Genomic DNA, 19,163 nt, shown 5'->3' with positions numbered 1-19,163 from the left:
CGATATAATCGCTTGTGAAAGGCCCGTGGCGCTTCGTAGAAGGAAGTGCAATCATTTTCGGGGGGACCATGACCATCAATCTCAAGGGCCGCATCGCTCTCGTTACCGGCGCGTCGCGCGGCATCGGCTATTTCACGGCGCTGGAACTCGCCAGGGCGGGCGCGCATGTCATCGCCTGCGCCCGCACGGTGGGCGGCCTTGAGGAGTTGGACGACGCCATCAAGGCCGTCGGCGGCACGGCGACGCTCGTTCCCTTCGATCTTTCCGACATGAAAGCCATCGATGCGCTGGGCGCGAATATCTTCGAGCGCTGGGGCAAGCTCGATATTCTCGTCGCCAATGCGGGCGTTCTCGGCGTGATCTCACCGGTCGGACATATCGAGGCGAAAGTCTTCGAAAGGGTCATGAACATCAACGTCACCGCCACCTGGCGGCTGATCCGCTCGGTCGAACCGCTGCTTCTGAAGTCGGATGCCGGCCGCGCGCTGATCCTGTCTTCGGGCGCCGCCCATAGCTGTCGCCCCTTCTGGGGTGTCTATTCCACCTCCAAGGCGGCAGTCGAAGCGCTGGCCCGCACCTGGGCGGCGGAAACGCAGAAGAGCGCGCTTCGCGTCAACAGCATCAATCCCGGTGCGACACGCACGGCGATGCGTGCGCAGGCCATGCCCGGTGAAGACCCGGCCACCGTGCCGCATCCATCAGAGGTGGCCGCGGCCATTCTTCCGCTCGCCTCGCCCGATCTGACCGAAACCGGCAAACTCTTCCTCGTGCGCGAGGGGAAATTCGCGGACTACCGCCAGCCGGAGTGAATATTTTCCGCTCGGAGCGGCGATTTGGTCACCACGGTTGCTCTTGACCGGGCCGCACCGCCACGCCATAAAGCAAGATATGAGAACGATGATCTGCACCTGCTGCTGAGATTTTTTTTGCTGGTTCGCCACCGGCCAGATCGTTTTCGTCTCCCGCAAGGTCAAGAAAGATAAACGTTCCGGCCAGGATAATATTCTGCCTTTAGGGAACTGCCGCATGTCCTTGCGCCTGAAATTTCACAATACACTCACACGCGAAAAAGCGGAATTTGCACCGATCGACGCTGACAATGTGCGCATGTATGTCTGCGGTCCGACGGTTTATGATTTTGCCCATATCGGCAATGCGCGCCCGGTCATCGTGTTCGATGTTCTCTACCGGCTGCTGCGCCACGTCTTTGGCGAAGACCATGTGACCTATGCCCGCAACATCACGGATCTAGACGACAAGATCAACGCGCGGGCGCTGAGGGATTATCCGCATCTGCCGCTGAACGACGCCATTCATGCGGTGACGAAAAAGACCGCCGACCAGTTCCATGAGGATGTGGCCACGCTCGGCTGCCTTCCGCCGACCGTCGAACCGCGCGCCACCGACTACATCGCGGAAATGATCGACCTCATCGAGAAGCTGATCGCCCGCGGCCATGCCTATACGGCCGGCGGAGAGGTGTTGTTCGACACCCGCTCGATGGCCGATTATGGCCAGCTTTCCAAGCGGCCGCTGGACGAGCAGCAAGCCGGCGCGCGCGTGGCGGTGGAAGCCCACAAGAAGACCCCCGGCGATTTCGTGCTGTGGAAACTGTCCTCGGATAATGAACCGGGTTGGGAAAGCCCCTGGGGCCGCGGCCGTCCCGGCTGGCACATCGAATGCTCGGCCATGGCCGGTCGCTACCTCGGTGAAGTTTTCGATATTCATGGCGGCGGGCTCGACCTCATTTTCCCGCATCATGAGAACGAAATCGCGCAATCACGTTGCGCCAATGGCACGCATGTCATGGCCAATGTGTGGATGCATAACGGCTTCGTGCAGGTGGAAGGCCGCAAGATGTCGAAGTCCGAGGGCAACTTCGTGACGATCTACGAATTGCTGCACACGGAGAAATTCGGCGGCCGGAAATGGCCGGGCGAGGTTCTGCGCCTTGCCATGCTGATGACGCATTATCGCGAGCCGATCGATTTTTCGGTGAAGCGTCTGGAAGAGGCCGAACGCCTGCTCGCCAAGTGGCCAGCAGCGGAAGCCTCCGATGCTGCACCGGATGACACCGTGCTCGAAGCGCTTGCCGACGATCTCAATACCGTTGCCGCCGTGCAGGCGCTGCATGCGCTGGCCCACGCCGCCAATCTGGACCCATCCAGGCTGCCCGCCTTTGCGGCGAGTGCTGCCCTGCTGGGTGTCCTGCCGAAGAAAGCGGAAATGGACGAGGCCATCGTTTCGGCTGTCGATGCGCTGGTGCAGTTGCGTCTGGAAATGTTGAAGGCGAAGAACTTTGCGGAAGCGGATCGTTTGCGTGATGAGCTTTCCGAGAAGGGCATTCAGCTGAAGGATGGCAAGGACAAGGAGACCGGGGAGCGGACGACGACGTGGGAGTTGAAGCGGTAATTTGCTGCTGCGGCTTGCGGCTTACCCCCCTCTGCCCTGCCGGGCATCTCCCCCTCAAGGGGGGAGATCGATCTGTGGCACGGTCTCGCCCATCTCAACGCTTAAGAGTGAAGTTGAGGTAGCACCTCCTGCCGATCTCCCCCCTTGAGGGGGAGATGCCCGGCAGGGCAGAGGGGGGGGAGCCCCACGACACGCCCTTGCTTTCGACCACGCCATACTCCAGTCTCACGGCACCCTTTCAAGCCGCGAGCACCCTCATGCCCCATGCCAAGGTCGAGCTAAAACACCGCGCGTATGCCCGACAGATGCGAAAGGCCATGACCGACGCAGAGCTGAAGTTCTGGAACGCCGTCCGCGCTCACCCCCTTGACGGCCTGTCTTTCAGACGCCAGCTGCCGGTCGCCGGATATATCGTTGATTTCGCTTGCCCCTCGCATAAGATCATTGTCGAACTGGACGGGTTTCAGCACGCGGACGATGCTGCGGCAGCTTATGACCAAGAGAGAACACGGACGTTTGAGGAACTTGGCTGGACAGTCCTCCGTTTCTGGAACGAGGATATCCTCAGAGACATCGACAATGTCTGTCTCCACATTATCCGAACGGTGAAGGAGGACCGACCATGACGACATATACCGGCGGATGCCAGTGCGGTGCGATCCGTTTTCGCGCCTCCGGGGAACTGAAAGACAGTTCCATCTGCCATTGCCGCATGTGCCAGAAGGCTTTCGGGGCCTATTACGCGCCGCTGGTTTCGGTGCGCGGCGTGGAGTTTGAATGGACCCGGGGAGAGCCGAAACGCTTCCAGTCTTCCAGTGTCGTCAAGCGCGGTTTCTGCCCCGAATGCGGAACGCCGCTGACCTATGAAGCGCCTGACGGTGTGGCGGTGGCGGCCGGGGCTTTTGACGATCCCGCCGCGTTGCCGCCGACCATTCAGTGGGGCGTGGAGCGCAAGATCGATTTCGTCGACACGCTTCACACGCTGCCTGCCGTTGCCACCGAAGACGACCTGACGCAGGTGGATTACCTCGCCGATCTCGTTTCCTACCAGCATCCCGACCACGACACTGAAAACTGGCCACCGGAGAACAGATAATGAGCGAAACGGGATTTTCCGGCGGATGCCAGTGCGGCGCCGTGCGTTTCCATGCGGGCAAGCTCGGCCGGGCCTCAATCTGCCATTGCCGCATGTGCCAGAAACATTTCGGCAATTTCTTCGGCGCGCTGGTCAGCGCCGATCAGGCGCATCTGACCTGGACACGCGGCCAGCCTGCCCTTTTCCGCTCCTCGGGAAAAATCCATCGCGGTTTCTGCAACAAATGCGGCACGCCGCTGACCTATCATTATCCCGGCGGCGTGGAGATAGCCATCGGCGCTTTCGATGAACCGGAGCGGATCGAGCCGCAGGTGCAGGTCAATTTCCACAGGCGCATGCCGTGGATCGAGCAGCTGTTCGGCAAACCGGCCGTGGAACAGGGCGTGGACGAGGCGGAGATCACCTCCTATCAGCACCCGGATCACGACACGCAGGTCTGGCCGCCGGAAGACGAGCGCGCATGAGCGGAGCCGAGGGTTTCAGCGGTGGATGTCAGTGCGGCGCGGTGCGTTATCGGATAGGAGGCGGTCTGCGTTATCCGCATCTGTGCCATTGCCGCATGTGCCAGAAGGCATCGGGCAATTATTTCATGCCGCTTGCCGCAAGTACGCTCACGCAGTTTGAAATGACCCGCGGCGAAGCAGCATGGTTCCAGTCCTCCGATCACGTGCGCCGCGGTTTCTGCGGCCGATGCGGCACGCCGCTGTTCTACGACATGCCGGGTGCCGATTTCATCAATATCACCCTCGGCTCGCTGGACGAGCCGCAGCGGGTAAGGCCCGAGGCGCAGTCCAATCTCGCCGGCAAGATGCACTGGTTCGGCGCACTCGATGGCTTGCCGGTCGAGCCGGAACCTGCAACGGATAACCCTCCCCCTCGGGTGAACAACCTGCAGCACCCGGACCATGATACGGCCGAATGGCCAACGAAGGATGATGACCCATGACCGAAGAATTGCGCGGCTTTTACCCCGAGATAGAACCGCTCGAGACCGGCATGCTCGACGTCGGCGACGGCCACACGATCTATTGGGAAAGGGTTGGCACGCGCGGTGGAAAACCGGCGGTATTCCTGCATGGCGGTCCCGGCGGCGGGGTGAACCCCACGCATCGCCGCGTCTTCGATCCCGCCCTTTACGACGTCATCCTGTTCGATCAGCGCGGCTGCGGCCGCTCCACGCCGCATGCGGAGCTTGAAGCCAACACCACATGGCATCTCGTTGCCGATATCGAAAGGCTGCGCGAACTCTGCGGCTTCGAAAAATGGCTGGTTTTCGGCGGCTCCTGGGGCTCGACGCTGGCGCTCGCCTATGCCGAGACCCATCCCGACCGCGTCAGCGAACTGGTTCTGCGCGGCATTTACACCGTCACCAGGCCGGAACTGGACTGGTATTACCAGTTCGGCGTTTCCGAAATGTATCCCGATCGCTGGGAAAACTTCATCGCGCCCATCCCGGAAGCCGAGCGCGGCGAGATGATGCAGGCCTATAACCGCTATCTCACCGGCACCGACGAGGCAAAGAAGCTTGAATGCGCCAAGGCATGGAGCCAGTGGGAAGGCGCGACCATCGCGCTCGTCACCGATCCTGACCGTGTCGAGGATTTCGGCGAAGACAAATATGCGATCGCTTTCGCCCGCATCGAGAACCATTTCTTCGTGAATGGCGGCTGGCTGGAAGAGGGGCAATTGCTGCGCGATGCCGGCAAGCTCAGCGATATTCCGGGCGTCATCGTCCATGGACGCTATGACATGCCCTGCCCGCTGAAATATGCCTGGCAGCTGGCCAAGGCCTGGCCAAAGGCCGATTTCCATATCGTCGAGGCCGCCGGACATGCCATGAGCGAACCCGGCATTCTTGACCAGCTGATCCGCGCAAACGACCGGTTCGCAGGAAAATAATAAGTTCTTTCAGATGCTTGAAACGACCGGATGAGACAATGATTCACGCGGGTTTTCGGGCATGGATCATCCCTCCGGTCGTGAAAATCGCCTGTTTCAAGAGCAATGCGCCTTTTATTCATGCAGTTTTTCTCATGAACCCTTCACGGAAATGAATTGGCTCCCGCCACGCCGATCCGCTATGAAAGGACCATCCGAACAATTTGGCGGTACTCCCATGGCACTCGACAAAACGCTCCCGGCCCAAGAGGGCGGCGACAGCGCGCGCGGTTTTGCTTTCGCGCTTTCCGCATATCTGCTGTGGGGGTTTCTTCCCCTCTACATGAAAGCGGTCGCGCATATTTCGCCGATCGAGGTCATCGTTCACCGCGTCATCTGGTCGGTACCGATCGCGGCGGCGGTGCTGATCGCACTCGGGCGAACAACGGAAATCAGGGCGGCGCTGAAGAACCCGAAAATGCTTGCCATGGCAAGCCTGACGGCTGCCCTTATCAGCATCAACTGGGGCGTCTATATCTGGTCTATCGGCGCCGGCCGCGCGCTTGATGCCGCCCTTGGTTATTTCATCAATCCGCTGTTCAGCATCTTCCTCGGCGCAGTGCTTCTGAAGGAAAAACTCTATCCGGCGCAGATCGCCGCCATCGTTCTGGTGGCGCTTGCGGTCGCGATCCTCACCTGGCATGCGGGCAGCCTGCCATGGGTTTCCATTGTGCTGACCGTCTCCTGGGGTTTTTACGCCTTCTTCCGCAAGACATTGCCGATTGGTGCGACACAGGGCTTTCTGCTGGAAGTCATGCTGCTGTCCATCCCGGCCGTGCTGGTCATGGCATGGCTGGGCTTCAGTGGACAGGCGCATTTCATGGCGGGCAATGCGACGGACACCTGGCTTCTGGTCGCCAGCGGCCTCATCACCGCCGTTCCGCTCATTCTTTACGGCAATGGCGCAAAACTCCTGCGGCTCTCGACCATTGGCATCATGCAATATATCGCACCGACAATGATCTTCCTGATCGCCATTTTCATCTTCAAGGAGCCTTTCGACATGGTGCGGATGGCGGCCTTTGCGATGATCTGGCTGGCGCTGGCGATCTATACCGGTTCGAGCCTGATGCGGCTCAAGCGGTAACGAAGTCCGTCGAAGTTTCTCTCCCTCATTCCTGTGCTCGTCACAGGAATCTAGCCAGCCCAAGTCCTTGGGCTGAGAGGAGTCTTTCCGCCGCGCAGACGCGCGTCGGCTGGATTCCTGTGACAAGCACAGGAATGAGGGGATGCCACCATAGCGCTCCTTGCAGAGGCACAGCGCTCCGAGGTCAATAATCCATCAGCAGCTGCGGGTTCGCTTCGTAACCGAAACGCGGCTTGACGCCGAGAAGTGCCGCCGTCTGGGTGACGATTTCGCGGATCATCGGTGCTGCCGTCGAGGCTGCCGTACGGCCACCGTTTTCGCCCGTCTTCGGCGCATCGATCATCGACAGGACCACATATCTCGGCTTGTGCATCGGAAAGGCGGCAACGAAGCTGTTGAAGTTGATGTCCTTGGCATAACGGCCGTTGATAACCTTGTCGGCGGTGCCGGTCTTGCCGCCCACGTGAAATCCATCGACCTGCGCACGCCTGCCCGAGCCCTTGATGCCGTTCCAGTTGAAAAGATAACGCATGTCGGCGCTGGTCTTGCCATTGATGACGGCACGGGAAATCACGGCGGCCTCCTCCCTAGAGCGCGACAGGAAGGTCGGCGAAATCAGGTTTCCGCCATTGATGAGCGCTGCGGCGGCAACCGCCGTCTGCAACGGGGTGGTGGCGATGCCGTGCCCGAAGGAAATGGTGACGGAATTGATCTTCTTCCATGCCCGCGGCTGGGTGGGCGTGGCGACGCCGGGCATCTCCGTTTCCATCCGCGACAGAAGCCCGAGTTTCGTCAGAAACTGCTGATGGCTTTCGACGCCAACCATGTCGGCAACCGCCGCCGTGCCGATATTGGACGAGTATTGAAATACTTCCGGGATTGAAAGCGGGCGGTTCCTGCCCCAGAAATCCTTGATGGTGAAGCCGCCAATGCGGATCGGCCGCGTTGCGTCAACCACTGAATTCAGCGTGATCGCGCCTGCATCCAGCCCCATGGCCAGCGTGAAGCTCTTGAAGGTGGAGCCCATCTCGAAGGTGGCGTTGCTCATTCGGTTGAACCAGCCTTTCTCATACTCCCTGTCGATGCTGCCATCGGCAAGGGTACGGGACGGTTCGTTCGGATCGTAATCGGGCACCGAGGCCATGGCCAGCACTTCGCCCGTTTCCACATCCACGATCACCGCACCGGCCGCTTCCGCCTGATAGTCGTTTTTCGCCTTCACGACGATCTCACGGACGATATTCTGCACCCGCAGATCGATCGACAGTCTTACCGGCTCCAGCGCCACGCCGCTTGCAAGACCGGTTGCGCGCAGATCGGCCAGACCCTGCTGGTCGAGATAACGCTCCATGCCGGCAAGGCCCTGATTATCGACATTGACGTGGCCAATGATATGCGAAGCCGTGGGGCCGCCCGGATAAAAACGTCGTTTTTCCGGCCGGAAGCCGATGCCCGGTATGCCGAGGTTCAAGATATCCGCCTGCTGCCGGGGCGTGAGCTGGCGTCGCAGCCATTGGAAGCCGCTGTCCATACGCAATCTGCGATGTGTCTCGCGCCAGTCGAGATTGGGAATGACGGTTGCGAGCTTTTCGACGACTTCATCGGCGTCCACGACCCTGCGCGGATCCGCATAGAGCGACACCATGTTGAGATCGGTCGCCAGCAACCGGCCATTGCGGTCCACAATATCGGGGCGGGATGCGACTGCGGTCGCGCCGCTATTGATCCAGGCGGTCGTGACAGGTTCGGCAAAACCATATTGAACAAGGCGCGCGGCAACCACACCATAAAGGACCGCGAAGACCGCGATGAGCAACCCGAGCCGCATTTTCGCATCGACCCTGCGGCGGGCGGCGGAGCCGAGGATGGCCTCCCTGCTCCGCAGTGGACTTCTTTGAATAATGAAATGCGCCCGGCTTTTTAGCCGCACCACAAAAGCAATCATTTCCGATAACACCCACGCTCTTGGCGGCGAAACAAATTTCGCGGTCAACCAACGCCTTGTTGACGCTGGCACAGGATCGGTCACGGGGCCATGAAAAGAGCGGGCGGGGCAATGCCGCAGTTAAAACTGTATTAATATACACTTAAAATTATAACGAACCGCTTGGCGGCTCGTTAACGCTCTTTTGCTGAGTGATGGAGATCGTTACCCCGAAACCGCTGCCCACGCTGGGGCCGCATGGATTACAGGCGGGATATGACCGAAGGATCGCCTTCAGGGTTCTGCTGCGCCAGCGCCCGGTCGATGATGGCGGGCACGATGTCCTTCACCTCGTCGATGACCAGCGGGTTCAGAAGATGGGCACGGTGAATGAAGCCCTGGTCGCGCATGTGCTGCACCAGTTCCAGCATCGGGTTCCAGAAGCCGTTGATATTGGCGAAGACCATCGGCTTGGCGTGGCGGCCGAGCTGCGCCCAGGTCATTATCTCGACGATCTCTTCCAGCGTGCCGACGCCGCCCGGCAGCGTCACGAAGGCATCCGAGCGCTCGAACATCATATGTTTGCGCTCATGCATGTCCTTGGTGACGACAAGCTCGTTCAATTGTCCGAGAGAATGGCGCGTCGCCTCCATATCGACCAGAAACTCCGGTATGATGCCGGTTACTTCGCCGCCATTGGAAAGAACGCCGCTGGCAACCGCACCCATGATGCCCTTGGTGCCGCCGCCATAAACGAGGCGAATGCCGTTTTCGGCAATGGATTTCCCAAGTGCGCGGCCGGCCTCCATGTGAGCCGGATCACGTCCGGGCTGGGAACCGCAATAAACGCAGATGGATCGAATCGCTGTATTTTTGTCCGTCATGAGGGGAAGGAACAATGCAGGATGCGGCGCGTCAAGAAAATTTGGGAAATCCCTTGCAAATGTGGCCTTTTGCCCACACGCCGCTTGTCTGGGGCAAGGTAAGACGCTAGCAATCTCAACTTGTGTGAAACGCTTGAAATACCCGGAGATTCCAGGATGAAAAACAATAAAGCCGGTTTGCTGGCGCTGATCGTGTTGGGGATTGCGTCCCTGCTCATGATCTTTTTCGTCCTGCCGAGGATTTCCAATGACGGCAAACCGATCGGCGACGCCATCAACGAGGCGGGCAATGCCGTGAAGAACAGCGTCGAAATGGGCAGCGACAAGGCCGGAGACATTCTGTCCGACGCCGCCCAGGAGACTGCCAATATTGCCGACAAGGTCGGGCGTCTCGCCGCTTCCGCGACCCAGTCGATCAAGGATCTGACCACACTTTTCGCCGATAGCAAGGTTCCTTCCGACGCCGATTTCGCGACAGCGCGCAAGAAGGTCGAGGCATCGCTCAAAGAACTCACCAACATCGAAATTCCTGAAACGCTGGATGAAACCACGTCGCGGCTGATCACCACGGCCCGTTCGGCGGCCGAACGCACCACGGCCTTCCTGCGCGGCTTGCCCGACAACGCGGCGGCGGCGGCAGCACAGGTGCGTCGCCTGGCAGGCGTTTTTGCCGGCACCGATGATGGCGCAGCCCAGCCGGCGCAGCCCGCAGCGGCACCCGCACCCGGCGATGCCGCCCAGGCCACGCCCGGCGCGCCGACTTTCGACGTGCTGCGCGTCGAGCCGGATGGCTCGGCCGTCGTCGCGGGCAAGGCACAGCCCGGCGCGAAGCTCGAAATTCTCAGCAACGGCAAGGTGATCGCGCAGACGACGATCGACGGCACCGGTGATTTCGCCGCCGTCTTCGACAATCCCCTGCCCCCCGGCGACCACGAGCTGGTGCTGCGTTCGACCGACGCGAGCGGCAAGGCGACGCAATCGGAAGAAGTCGCAACCGTTTCCGTGCCCGAAAACAAGGCGGGCGAACTTCTGGCCATGGTTTCCAAACCCGGCAAGGCAAGCCGCGTGCTGGCAATGCCGGAGGCCGCACCTCCAGCGCTTCAACCCCAGCAAACCGCGCAATCGCAGCAGCCTGCGGCCACCTCCGAAACAGGCGCCAGCAACACGCCCGCCCCTGCCGCCGGCGCCACGGCTCCGGCCGCTGCGCCGCTGACATCGACCGTTCAGGTCAGCGCCGTTGAATTCGAGGGATCGAAGATTTTCGTTGCCGGCTCCGCGCCTGCTGCCTCGACGGTGCGCGCGCTGGTCGACGACCAGGAAATCGGCAAGACCACGGCGGAAGCCTCCGGCCATTTCGTCATCGAAGGTAATGTCGACCTGACCGTTGGCAGCCATATCATCACCGTCGAAGAGCTGAATGCCGACGGCACGGTGAAGGTGCGCGTGCGCGTTCCTTTCGAGCGTCCGCAGACCGATCAGGCGACCGTCGCCATGCAGGCACCTTCCGCCGCCACCGCAACGGCTGCCCCCGCTGAGAACCAGAGCACGGCAAGCGACCGCGCTGCCTTCGAAAAGCTGCGCACGGATGTTGCCAAGGCTTTCGGCATTCTCTCCAATCTCTACAAGGATCAGGCCACACCTGCACTCGACCAGGCAATTGCCGGCCGCTCCGCCGTGGTGATCGGCCTGAAGTCGCTCTCCGAGTTCCGTACTGCCGCAGCCACCGAACCGGCCTTCACCGCCTTTGCGGGCGACATCGCCGCCAAGGCACGTCAGCTGCTGACATCGGTCGAGGCGTGGCCGAACGACGTGGCGGCAATCGGCAAGGGCATCGCTTCGCTCGCAAGCCGCCTCGCCGAACTCCACATTACGGCGCCGGCCGCTCCCGCGCCGCAGGCACCTGCCGGTCCGCAGACCTTCGAACAGGCGCCGCTCGCCGAAAGCCAGAACAGCGTCATCATCCGCCGCGGCGATACGCTGTGGCAGATTTCCCGCCGCGTTTATGGACAGGGCGTGCGCTACACCACGATCTATCTCGCCAATGAGGACCAGATCAAAAACCCTGACCTGATTGAGCCCGGCCAGATTTTCGGCGTGCCGAAAGAGGCCCTGCCGAATGCTGAGGAACTTCACCGCAAGCGGCTGAAGGGCGGCTCCTGAGCATTTGAATCGTTGCGGTGAACCCGCGACGATCCTATCTGTGACACGCGCGGCGGCTTGAGCAAAGCCGCCGTCCTGCTGTCGGCTTCCGGCAGTGACCGGAGAGAATGATGGCCACGAAGAAAAAAACCATTTCGGCGGATTCCAGCAACCCGACCCAGACGCTGATCAATCTCTGGCCCTATATGTGGCCGGAGGGCCGCTGGGACCTGAAGATGCGGGTGGTGTGGGCGACGATATTCCTTGTTGTCGCCAAGCTTGTGCTGATTGCCGTTCCCTATTTCTTCAAATGGGCGACGGATGCGCTGAATGGCAAGCTCGACATGGCAGGACTGGTCCCGGCCTTCCTGCTCGGCGCAGTCGCGCTGGTCATTGCCTATAATCTGACGCGGCTGATCCAGGTCGGCCTCAATCAGCTGCGCGATTCGCTGTTTGCCAGCGTCGGCCAGCATGCGGTGCGCCAGCTCGCCTACAAGACCTTCGTACACATGCACCGGCTTTCCCTGCGTTTCCATCTGGAGCGCAAGACCGGCGGGCTTTCCCGAGTTATCGAGCGTGGCACCAAGGGCATCGAAACCATCGTCCGCTTCACCATTCTCAACACCGCCCCGACCTTCATCGAATTCCTGCTGACGGCCATCATCTTCTGGGCGTCCTACGGCTTTTCCTATGTGCTGGTCACGGTCATCACCGTCTGGGCCTATATCTGGTTCACCGTCCGGGCCAGCAACTGGCGCATCTCCATTCGCCGCGCCATGAACGACAGTGATACCGACGCCAATACCAAGGCGATCGACTCGCTCCTGAACTTCGAGACCGTCAAATATTTCGGCAACGAGGAGATGGAGGCGAAACGCTTCGATGTCGCCATGGAGCGTTACGAAAAATCGGCGATCTCGATCTGGACCTCGCTCGGCTGGCTGAACTTCGGCCAGGGCGTGATCTTCGGTATCGGCTCCACCGTCATGATGGTGATGTCGGCGCTTGCCGTGCAGCGCGGCGAACAGACCATCGGCGATTTCGTCTTCGTCAATGCCCTTCTGCTGCAGCTTTCGGTACCGCTGAACTTCATCGGTTTCGTCTACCGCGAAATCCGCCAGGGCCTGACCGACATCGAACAGATGTTCGAGCTTCTGGAGGTCGAGGCCGAGGTTACCGACAGGCCGTATGCAAAACCGCTCGCCAGCGGACCCGGCGCGATCTCGTTCCGCGACGTGCATTTTGCCTATGATCCGGAGAGGCCGATTCTGAAGGGTGTTTCCTTCGATGTGCCGGCGGGTAAGACGGTGGCAATCGTCGGGCCTTCGGGTGCGGGAAAATCGACGATCTCGCGGCTGCTTTACCGTTTCTACGATATTCAGGAAGGCGCGGTTACGATTGATGGGCAGAATATTCGCGACGTGACGCAAAAGAGCCTGCGCTCGGTGATCGGCATGGTTCCGCAGGATACGGTGCTGTTCAACGACACGCTCGCCTACAACATTCGTTATGGCCGCCCGTCGGCGACGAATGAGGATGTCACGGCGGCGGCGGATGCGGCGCAGATCAGCGCCTTCATCGGCAAGCTGCCGGAAGGTTACGCCACCATGGTCGGCGAACGTGGCCTGAAACTGTCGGGCGGCGAAAAACAACGCGTGGCGATTGCAAGAACCATTCTCAAAGCGCCGCCGATCCTCATCCTCGACGAGGCGACCTCAGCGCTCGACACCCATACCGAACAGGAAATCCAGAGCGCGCTCGATATCGTCTCGAAAAACCGCACCACACTGGTCATCGCCCATCGTCTTTCCACCGTCATCCACGCGGACGAAATCATCGTTCTGAAGGAAGGGCTCATCGCCGAACGCGGAACACACGCCTCACTGATGGCGCATAACGGCCTCTATGCCTCGATGTGGAGCCGCCAGCGCGAAGCGATCCGGGCGGAAGAGATGCTGCGCCATGTTCGCGAAACCGACGATCTGGGTGTGGTCGACCGCGGCGAACCCGCGCATTGACGGGCAGAAACCCCGGGGAACTTGGGGTGTTACGGTAACCGGCCATTGCCGGGCGGGGCGTTTGGCTGTAACCAGCTAGGCAAAATTTGTCGTATTGCCGTGTGGATCGTGTCGTATCACGACCATATATGGACGCGACAGACGGCAACCGGAGCAAGGAATCTCATGAATCTGTTCGACACCATTCGCAACACCATCGTACCGATCCACAAGGAAGGTTATGTCTTCGTAGCCGCCTTCTTCGTCGCATCGCTGGTGCTCGGCTGGATTTCCGAACCGCTGTTCTGGGTCGGTCTCGTGCTGACGGCCTGGTGCGCCTATTTCTTCCGCGATCCCGAGCGTGTGACACCACAGGACGACGATCTGATCATCAGCCCCGCCGATGGCAAGGTCTCCGCCATCCAGACCGTCGTACCGCCGCTGGAGCTGGAACTCGGCAAGGAGCCGATGGTTCGCGTCTCCGTGTTCATGAATGTTTTCAACTGCCACGTGAACCGCGCGCCGGTGCGCGGCCGCATCGTCAATGTCGCCTATCGTCCCGGCCTGTTCCTCAATGCGGAAGTGGACAAGGCCTCCGAAGACAATGAACGCAACGGCCTCGTCATCGAGACCGCCCATGGCAAGGTCGGCGTCGTGCAGATCGCCGGCATGGTCGCGCGCCGCATCGTCTGCTGGGTCAAGCCGAATGAACCGGTTGATGCCGGCGAGCGTTTCGGTCTTATCCGTTTCGGCTCGCGTCTCGATATCTTCCTTCCCGAAGGTTTCCAGCCGCGCGTTTCGGTGGGCCAGACGGCGATTGCGGGTGAAACCGTGCTTGCCGAATTCGGTTCCGCCAAGGGTCCGGTCGTCAGCCGCCGCGGCTGACGGAAACGGCAACAGGAAGGGCATGCGCATGGAAACGCCGATCTCGGAGCCACAACAGAACGGAAAACCTGAGGGCCGCAACGATAGCGGCCGTGGGCCGCGCCTGAGGGAAATTCCCTTTCGCCTCGTGGTTCCCAACCTCATCACCGTTCTGGCCATCTGTGCGGGCCTGAGCGGCGTTCGCCTCGCCATCGAAGGCCGCTTCGAGCTGGCCGTCGGCATGGTGCTGCTCGCCGCCTTCCTCGACGGCATTGACGGGCGTATCGCCCGCATGATGAAGGCGACTTCCAAATTCGGCGAACAGATGGATAGTCTGGCCGATATCGTCAATTTCGGTGTCGCCCCTGCCCTTGTGGTCTATGCCTACCTTCTCGACCAGGCGCGCTCGATCGGCTGGATCGCCGCCCTGATCTACGTCATCGCCGCCGGCCTGCGCCTGGCCCGCTTCAACGTCATGATAGAGCGGCCGGTGAAAGCGCCCTGGCAGAACGAGTTTTTCGTGGGCGTGCCGGCCCCGATGGGCGCCATGCTGGTGCTTCTGCCGGTTTATCTCGGTTTTCTTGGCGTGGAGCCGGGCAAGCCTTTCGCTTATATCGCGGCCGCGTATACCGTGCTGATCGGGTATCTTCTTATCAGCCGCCTGCCGGTCTGGTCGGGTAAATCCGGCACCAGCCGCATCCGCCGCGATCTGGTGCTGCCGGTGATCCTCGTCGTCGTGCTTTATGTGGCGATGCTGATGAGCTTCACCTGGGAAGTGCTGGTTCTGACCGTTGCCGCCTATCTCGTCTTCATTCCCATCAGCGCCAGCCTCTGGCACCGCCGCTATGGAACGCTGACGATCGAGGAAGACGCGCACGACGATGCCAATGGCGGAAACGGCCTCGATCGCGGTATTTGAAACCGCAGGTATTATTTTTCCCGTACGAACCAGCACTTGATGTGACGCAAAATGTCGCAGCCCGAAAAGCGGGCTTCGGTTCGTTTCGCCTCGAATCCGTCAAGATTACCCTCGAAAGAGGTGGTTCACACGCATCGAAACGGCGATTGGCGTGAATCGTGGAGAAAGAGAAATGACGAACGAGACGAAGGCGCAGCCGCAGGCGAAGCCCGACCTCAACAGCCACTACCGACCGCTCGGACTGAAGGCCGTTGCGGCCGCAGCCCTGATGCTGAAACGCAAGCCAGCCGCCAAAACCGCCTGAAAACATTCGCTTTTCTTAAAAGCTCACCGTCTTCGGCCGCGACTGGCCTTGCGACGGGCCACAGTGAATTCAAAAACATCCCGATAAAGGCGCGGCGCTAATATTAGCGCCGTTTCCATTTATGCGTCATCCATAAGAAACCGCATAAACTGGCTTGCTTGATAAAGTTCCCCAATCCGTAACGAAGCTGCAACGAAAACGAAGTAGACTATTCGACTTCCACGGGACGACTGTACGGATGGTCTCGTATCGATTACTGGGCATCAAAAAATTTTCTACTTTAGCGATTCTTCCTGCTACAGCGAATAAAGCCGATCTCCGATGCTGCTTATGCGCGGTATGGGACCAAGTCGGGTGTTGCGGGAAAAACCACGAAGACGGGCCATGGGGGGCTTCATAAGGCATGCAGGATAAAATCCTTCTGATTGAAGATTCCGTTGCTCTTTCCATGCTGCTGAAGTCGCGGCTTTCGGAGGAAACGGCAGCCGAGGTTGTCCATTGCGACAGCATGGCACAGGCCGATACCCTGCTGCGCGCCCATGATTTCACGCTGGCGCTGACGGGTCTTAATCTGCCCGATGCGCCGAAGGGTGAAATTCTCGCACTTCTCTCCGACCACAAGGTGCCCGCCATCGTTTTCACCGCCACGGTGGATGAAGAGGCGCGCAAGCGTTATGCCGAAAAGAAGATCATCGACTACATCGTCAAGGATGGCCATCGCACCGTTGATGCCGTCGTCAAGACGGTCGACCGGATTTTGACAAACAGGCTGTTTTCCGTGCTGGTGGTGGATGATGCGCGCACGGCGCGCTCCGGCCTCGTGGAAATTCTCGAGCGGCAGAATTTCAAGGTCAGCGAGGCCCATTCCGGCAAGCGGGCCCTGGAAATCCTGTCACAGGACCCGTCGATCCAGCTCGTCATCACCGATTACCATATGCCCGATATGGACGGCTATGAGCTGACGCGCCGTATCCGCGACAGTCGTTCCTCGGAAGATTTGCGGGTCATCGGCATATCGTCGTCCACGGACCGGCTGCTTTCGGCAAGCTTCCTGAAAGCCGGAGCATCGGATTTCGTCTACCGCCCCTTCGTGCCGGAAGAGCTGCAGTGCCGCATCGACAATAATATCGAAACGCTGAAACAGCTCAAACGGCTGCGCGAACTGGCGGAGCGAGACCACCTTACCGGCCTGCCGAACCGCCGCTCCTTCTTCGAGCGGACGCGGGCGCTGATGGATGTCATCAACGACAATGACGAGAACGGCGCGGTCGCCATTCTCGACATCGACCACTTCAAGAAGATCAATGACACGCTGGGACACGATGCCGGCGACAGGGCTCTGAAGAAGCTCGCCGAACTGCTCCACGACATGTGCCATGAACAGCGCCATATTCCCGCGCGCCTTGGCGGCGAGGAATTCGCCGTCTTCCTGCGCGGGCTGGATGCGCATGCAGCCTATCAATTTTGCGAGGATCTGCGCGGCGCCGTCGAGAGCAATGGCCGCCAGCTAAGCGGCAGCAGCATGGCATTGACGATTTCCCTCGGCGTCGTGGAAATCGAAAAGGGCGAACCCTTCGACAACCAGCTGAATGCCGCAGACCAGCTGCTCTATCTTGCCAAGGCAAATGGCCGCAACCGCGTCTATTCCGACATCATGATCCAGGAAGGGCTGCAGAAGATCGGGCGGAACGGCTGAGCGCCTCCAGATAAGGTAGGACAATCGCCTGTGGATCACGCGGGTACCGCTTGTTTCTTCTCCCCGCCGGGGAGAAGGTCGCGGCAGCGGGATGAGGGGGCGACGGTAGCGATAAACCGAGAGCTAGCCCCCTCATCCGACCCTTCGGGCCACCTTCTCCCCGGCGGGGAGAAGAAACAAGCGGCAATGATCAGCCTCGAATGTTTGAAAAGCACATCAAAACAGCGACATCTGCCCCTCGTCCTTCGGCGGCTTGATCTTTGCCAGCGGTGCGCTTTCCGGCACCGGCTCGATGAGGTCGGCACCGACATTGGCGACCTTGTTGACCCTGTCCGATACCGGGATCATTTCGAAAAAATCATCCTGAACCGGCCGCATCAGATCGGCCACCTCGCGGGGCTCCTGTGTCTTGCAGTCCAGCCAGCGGCTGAAATCCTCGGGCGCGATCACCACCGGCATGCGGTCGTGGATGCGGCCGATTGCGCTATTGGCGGCGGTGGTGAGGATCGCGCCGGTATCGACTTCGGATCCGTCGGCGGAAGACCATGTTTCCATAAGGCCGGCAAAAGCGACGATGCCGCCATTTTTCGGGCGAATGAAATAGGGCTGGGGTTTGCCGCCCTCCTCTTTGGGTGGGCGTCGCCATTCGTAAAAGCCGGTTGCTGGCACAAGCACGCGACGATGGCGCATGGCGGCGCGGAAGGATGCCTTGCCGATGGCCGTTTCCGAGCGCGCATTGATAAGCAGAGGAAAGTCCTTGGGGTCCTTCACCCAGCCGGGCATGAACCCCCAGCGCACCAGTACGGCCCGGCGGTTGGGCAGGTTGCTGCCCCGCTCCTGTCGCTCACCCTCCAGCACCACCAGAATCGGCTGTGTGGGCGCGATGTTGAAGCGGGCGGGAAAACCCTCAAGGCCGATCAGATCAAGATAGTCGGCGATTTCTTCCGGCGTCGCTTTCAGGACGAAACGTCCGCACATTCTCGTCTCCTCAGCTGCGCGGGCCGAATAGAATAAGAGCGGTGCCCGCAAGGCAGACGGCCCCGCCGGCGACATCCCATTTATCCGGCACATGCCCTTCAACGCCCCAGAGCCAGAACAGCGATGCGGCAATATAAATCCCGCCATAGGCGGCATAGGCCCTGCCCGCCGCCTCTGTCGGCACCAATGTCAAAAGCCAGGCAAAAGCAGCAAGCGCCAGCATGCCCGGCAGCAATATCCATCCCGTCTTGCCGAGTTTGAGCCAGGCCCAGAAGGAAAAGCAGCCGGCAATTTCGGCAAGGGCGGCCAGAACATAAATAAGATAGACCTTCATTCCACCGTCTTCTGCGTGCACAATCCAACCGATTCCCGACTATAACATCGCTGCAGAAACCGGAATCGATTTTTGCGCGGCGCATATTCGGTTCACCGGGTCCATGCACCCGATAGACAGGCCACAAATGGCTGAGACAGACGAAAGCATTCATGACCCTTCGTATCAAGCCCCGCCCCGCCTCATCCGCGATCGTCAGAAATGGAGACCGGCTGCTGCTCGTTCGCCGCATCAATCCGCCTTCCAAGGACATGTTCGCCTTTCCGGGCGGGCGCGGCGAAGAGGGGGAAACACCGGCAGAGACGGCACTTCGCGAACTTCACGAGGAAACCGGTATCGTCGCGCGCAAACCGCAATTATTCGCGACCTATGATCTGCCGTCGCACGATGCGCAGGGCACGCTGACGAGCCACTATTTCCTTTCCGTCTTCACCGTGGAAACGGATGCGAACCCGGCGGTGACAGCGGCGGATGATGCTGCGGATGCGGGCTGGTACACATTGGCGGAAATACGCCGGCTGCCGGCTCCTGAAAGTGTGGTGGAATGTGCCGAGCGTCTGCTTGCATGATTGCCAGCCAGCCAGAATCGCG

General features: G+C 60.3%; 19 protein-coding genes. 15 read left to right on the top strand and 4 right to left on the bottom strand.

Features of this window, described 5'->3' with window-relative positions; translation table 11 throughout:
• The first annotated feature begins 68 nt into the window (after positions 1–68).
• The 8 genes from AC1ROR_RS02560 to rarD all read left to right on the top strand — a co-directional run bounded on the left by AC1ROR_RS02560 (position 69) and on the right by rarD (position 6,533).
• A complete protein-coding gene (locus AC1ROR_RS02560; RefSeq protein WP_498588533.1) occupies positions 69–809 on the top strand; it encodes an SDR family NAD(P)-dependent oxidoreductase in 741 nt (246 codons plus the stop codon).
• 217 nt (positions 810–1,026) lie between these two features.
• Entirely contained in the window at positions 1,027–2,412 is a 1,386-nt protein-coding gene (gene cysS / locus AC1ROR_RS02555) for a cysteine--tRNA ligase (RefSeq protein WP_498588532.1), read from the top strand.
• A gap of 257 nt (positions 2,413–2,669) precedes the next feature.
• Positions 2,670–3,038, top strand: coding sequence for an endonuclease domain-containing protein (locus tag AC1ROR_RS02550; protein ID WP_498588531.1), 369 nt, complete (start codon positions 2,670–2,672; stop codon positions 3,036–3,038).
• Positions 3,035–3,508, top strand: coding sequence for a GFA family protein (locus AC1ROR_RS02545; protein WP_003520697.1), 474 nt, complete (start codon positions 3,035–3,037; stop codon positions 3,506–3,508). Before AC1ROR_RS02550 ends, AC1ROR_RS02545 begins: the two co-directional genes overlap by 4 nt.
• Positions 3,508–3,972: a GFA family protein gene (locus AC1ROR_RS02540; protein ID WP_142169803.1), complete on the top strand. Its 465-nt coding sequence runs from the start codon at positions 3,508–3,510 to the stop codon at positions 3,970–3,972. Before AC1ROR_RS02545 ends, AC1ROR_RS02540 begins: the two co-directional genes overlap by 1 nt.
• Positions 3,969–4,454, top strand: a complete 486-nt coding sequence (locus AC1ROR_RS02535) for a GFA family protein (protein WP_498588530.1) — start codon at positions 3,969–3,971, stop codon at positions 4,452–4,454. Before AC1ROR_RS02540 ends, AC1ROR_RS02535 begins: the two co-directional genes overlap by 4 nt.
• Positions 4,451–5,407 carry a prolyl aminopeptidase gene (pip, locus tag AC1ROR_RS02530; protein WP_498588529.1) on the top strand — a complete coding sequence of 319 codons (957 nt, stop codon included), beginning with the start codon at positions 4,451–4,453 and terminating at the stop codon, positions 5,405–5,407. The genes AC1ROR_RS02535 and pip overlap by 4 nt, the downstream gene beginning before the upstream one ends.
• Positions 5,408–5,624: 217 nt before the next feature.
• Positions 5,625–6,533 carry an EamA family transporter RarD gene (rarD, locus tag AC1ROR_RS02525; RefSeq protein WP_035217999.1) on the top strand — a complete coding sequence of 303 codons (909 nt, stop codon included), beginning with the start codon at positions 5,625–5,627 and terminating at the stop codon, positions 6,531–6,533.
• A gap of 184 nt (positions 6,534–6,717) precedes the next feature.
• On the opposite strand, the gene AC1ROR_RS02520 is transcribed toward rarD, so the two are convergent.
• Positions 6,718–8,478: a peptidoglycan D,D-transpeptidase FtsI family protein gene (locus tag AC1ROR_RS02520; RefSeq protein ID WP_498588528.1), complete on the bottom strand. Its 1,761-nt coding sequence runs from the start codon at positions 8,476–8,478 to the stop codon at positions 6,718–6,720.
• 242 nt (positions 8,479–8,720) lie between these two features.
• Positions 8,721–9,341 (bottom strand): LOG family protein, encoded by a 621-nt coding sequence (locus AC1ROR_RS02515; RefSeq protein WP_065115288.1) that lies wholly within the window; start codon positions 9,339–9,341, stop codon positions 8,721–8,723.
• Between the two features lie 156 nt (positions 9,342–9,497).
• Between AC1ROR_RS02515 and AC1ROR_RS02510 the strand changes: the two genes are divergently transcribed.
• The 6 genes from AC1ROR_RS02510 to AC1ROR_RS02485 all read left to right on the top strand — a co-directional run bounded on the left by AC1ROR_RS02510 (position 9,498) and on the right by AC1ROR_RS02485 (position 17,260).
• Positions 9,498–11,501, top strand: a complete 2,004-nt coding sequence (locus tag AC1ROR_RS02510; protein WP_498588527.1) for a LysM peptidoglycan-binding domain-containing protein — start codon at positions 9,498–9,500, stop codon at positions 11,499–11,501.
• Between the two features lie 110 nt (positions 11,502–11,611).
• Positions 11,612–13,498 (top strand): ABCB family ABC transporter ATP-binding protein/permease, encoded by a 1,887-nt coding sequence (locus AC1ROR_RS02505; RefSeq protein WP_498588526.1) that lies wholly within the window; start codon positions 11,612–11,614, stop codon positions 13,496–13,498.
• A 165-nt stretch (positions 13,499–13,663) separates the two neighbouring features.
• Entirely contained in the window at positions 13,664–14,362 is a 699-nt protein-coding gene (locus AC1ROR_RS02500) for a phosphatidylserine decarboxylase (protein ID WP_003496881.1), read from the top strand.
• Positions 14,363–14,390: 28 nt separating this feature from the next.
• Positions 14,391–15,260 carry a CDP-diacylglycerol--serine O-phosphatidyltransferase gene (pssA, locus tag AC1ROR_RS02495; RefSeq protein WP_142169789.1) on the top strand — a complete coding sequence of 290 codons (870 nt, stop codon included), beginning with the start codon at positions 14,391–14,393 and terminating at the stop codon, positions 15,258–15,260.
• A gap of 172 nt (positions 15,261–15,432) precedes the next feature.
• Positions 15,433–15,564 carry a hypothetical protein gene (locus AC1ROR_RS02490; RefSeq protein WP_003496883.1) on the top strand — a complete coding sequence of 44 codons (132 nt, stop codon included), beginning with the start codon at positions 15,433–15,435 and terminating at the stop codon, positions 15,562–15,564.
• 403 nt (positions 15,565–15,967) lie between these two features.
• Positions 15,968–17,260 (top strand): GGDEF domain-containing response regulator, encoded by a 1,293-nt coding sequence (locus AC1ROR_RS02485; protein WP_080834015.1) that lies wholly within the window; start codon positions 15,968–15,970, stop codon positions 17,258–17,260.
• Between the two features lie 216 nt (positions 17,261–17,476).
• Here AC1ROR_RS02485 and AC1ROR_RS02480 read toward each other — a convergent pair whose 3' ends face one another.
• Together AC1ROR_RS02480 and AC1ROR_RS02475 are read right to left on the bottom strand one after the other, a co-directional pair.
• Positions 17,477–18,238: an SOS response-associated peptidase gene (locus tag AC1ROR_RS02480; RefSeq protein WP_498588525.1), complete on the bottom strand. Its 762-nt coding sequence runs from the start codon at positions 18,236–18,238 to the stop codon at positions 17,477–17,479.
• 10 nt (positions 18,239–18,248) lie between these two features.
• Positions 18,249–18,572 carry a YnfA family protein gene (locus AC1ROR_RS02475; protein WP_035218012.1) on the bottom strand — a complete coding sequence of 108 codons (324 nt, stop codon included), beginning with the start codon at positions 18,570–18,572 and terminating at the stop codon, positions 18,249–18,251.
• Positions 18,573–18,724: 152 nt separating this feature from the next.
• On the opposite strand from AC1ROR_RS02475, the gene AC1ROR_RS02470 reads away from it, so the two are divergent.
• The gene (locus AC1ROR_RS02470) at positions 18,725–19,141 is read left to right on the top strand and encodes an NUDIX hydrolase (RefSeq protein ID WP_035218014.1); all 417 of its coding nucleotides are present in this window, start codon (positions 18,725–18,727) and stop codon (positions 19,139–19,141) included.
• The last annotated feature ends 22 nt before the right edge of the window (positions 19,142–19,163 follow it).

Source organism: Agrobacterium sp. GW821-FHT14E08 (genome assembly GCF_058803865.1).
The sequence above is the reverse complement of the archived record's forward strand: the minus strand, read 5'-3'. Positions and strand labels throughout refer to the sequence as shown.

Bases quoted from the DNA above. Each gene is read 5' to 3' on its own strand.
- AC1ROR_RS02560 (WP_498588533.1), top strand. From the start codon at position 69: ATGACCATCAATCTCAAGGGCCGCATCGCTCTCGTTACCGGCGCGTCG.
- cysS (WP_498588532.1), top strand. From the start codon at position 1,027: ATGTCCTTGCGCCTGAAATTTCACAATACACTCACACGCGAAAAAGCG.
- AC1ROR_RS02550 (WP_498588531.1), top strand. From the start codon at position 2,670: ATGCCCCATGCCAAGGTCGAGCTAAAACACCGCGCGTATGCCCGACAG.
- AC1ROR_RS02545 (WP_003520697.1), top strand. From the start codon at position 3,035: ATGACGACATATACCGGCGGATGCCAGTGCGGTGCGATCCGTTTTCGC.
- AC1ROR_RS02540 (WP_142169803.1), top strand. From the start codon at position 3,508: ATGAGCGAAACGGGATTTTCCGGCGGATGCCAGTGCGGCGCCGTGCGT.
- AC1ROR_RS02535 (WP_498588530.1), top strand. From the start codon at position 3,969: ATGAGCGGAGCCGAGGGTTTCAGCGGTGGATGTCAGTGCGGCGCGGTG.
- pip (WP_498588529.1), top strand. From the start codon at position 4,451: ATGACCGAAGAATTGCGCGGCTTTTACCCCGAGATAGAACCGCTCGAG.
- rarD (WP_035217999.1), top strand. From the start codon at position 5,625: ATGGCACTCGACAAAACGCTCCCGGCCCAAGAGGGCGGCGACAGCGCG.
- AC1ROR_RS02520 (WP_498588528.1), bottom strand. From the start codon at position 8,478: ATGATTGCTTTTGTGGTGCGGCTAAAAAGCCGGGCGCATTTCATTATT.
- AC1ROR_RS02515 (WP_065115288.1), bottom strand. From the start codon at position 9,341: ATGACGGACAAAAATACAGCGATTCGATCCATCTGCGTTTATTGCGGT.
- AC1ROR_RS02510 (WP_498588527.1), top strand. From the start codon at position 9,498: ATGAAAAACAATAAAGCCGGTTTGCTGGCGCTGATCGTGTTGGGGATT.
- AC1ROR_RS02505 (WP_498588526.1), top strand. From the start codon at position 11,612: ATGGCCACGAAGAAAAAAACCATTTCGGCGGATTCCAGCAACCCGACC.
- AC1ROR_RS02500 (WP_003496881.1), top strand. From the start codon at position 13,664: ATGAATCTGTTCGACACCATTCGCAACACCATCGTACCGATCCACAAG.
- pssA (WP_142169789.1), top strand. From the start codon at position 14,391: ATGGAAACGCCGATCTCGGAGCCACAACAGAACGGAAAACCTGAGGGC.
- AC1ROR_RS02490 (WP_003496883.1), top strand. From the start codon at position 15,433: ATGACGAACGAGACGAAGGCGCAGCCGCAGGCGAAGCCCGACCTCAAC.
- AC1ROR_RS02485 (WP_080834015.1), top strand. From the start codon at position 15,968: ATGCAGGATAAAATCCTTCTGATTGAAGATTCCGTTGCTCTTTCCATG.
- AC1ROR_RS02480 (WP_498588525.1), bottom strand. From the start codon at position 18,238: ATGTGCGGACGTTTCGTCCTGAAAGCGACGCCGGAAGAAATCGCCGAC.
- AC1ROR_RS02475 (WP_035218012.1), bottom strand. From the start codon at position 18,572: ATGAAGGTCTATCTTATTTATGTTCTGGCCGCCCTTGCCGAAATTGCC.
- AC1ROR_RS02470 (WP_035218014.1), top strand. From the start codon at position 18,725: ATGACCCTTCGTATCAAGCCCCGCCCCGCCTCATCCGCGATCGTCAGA.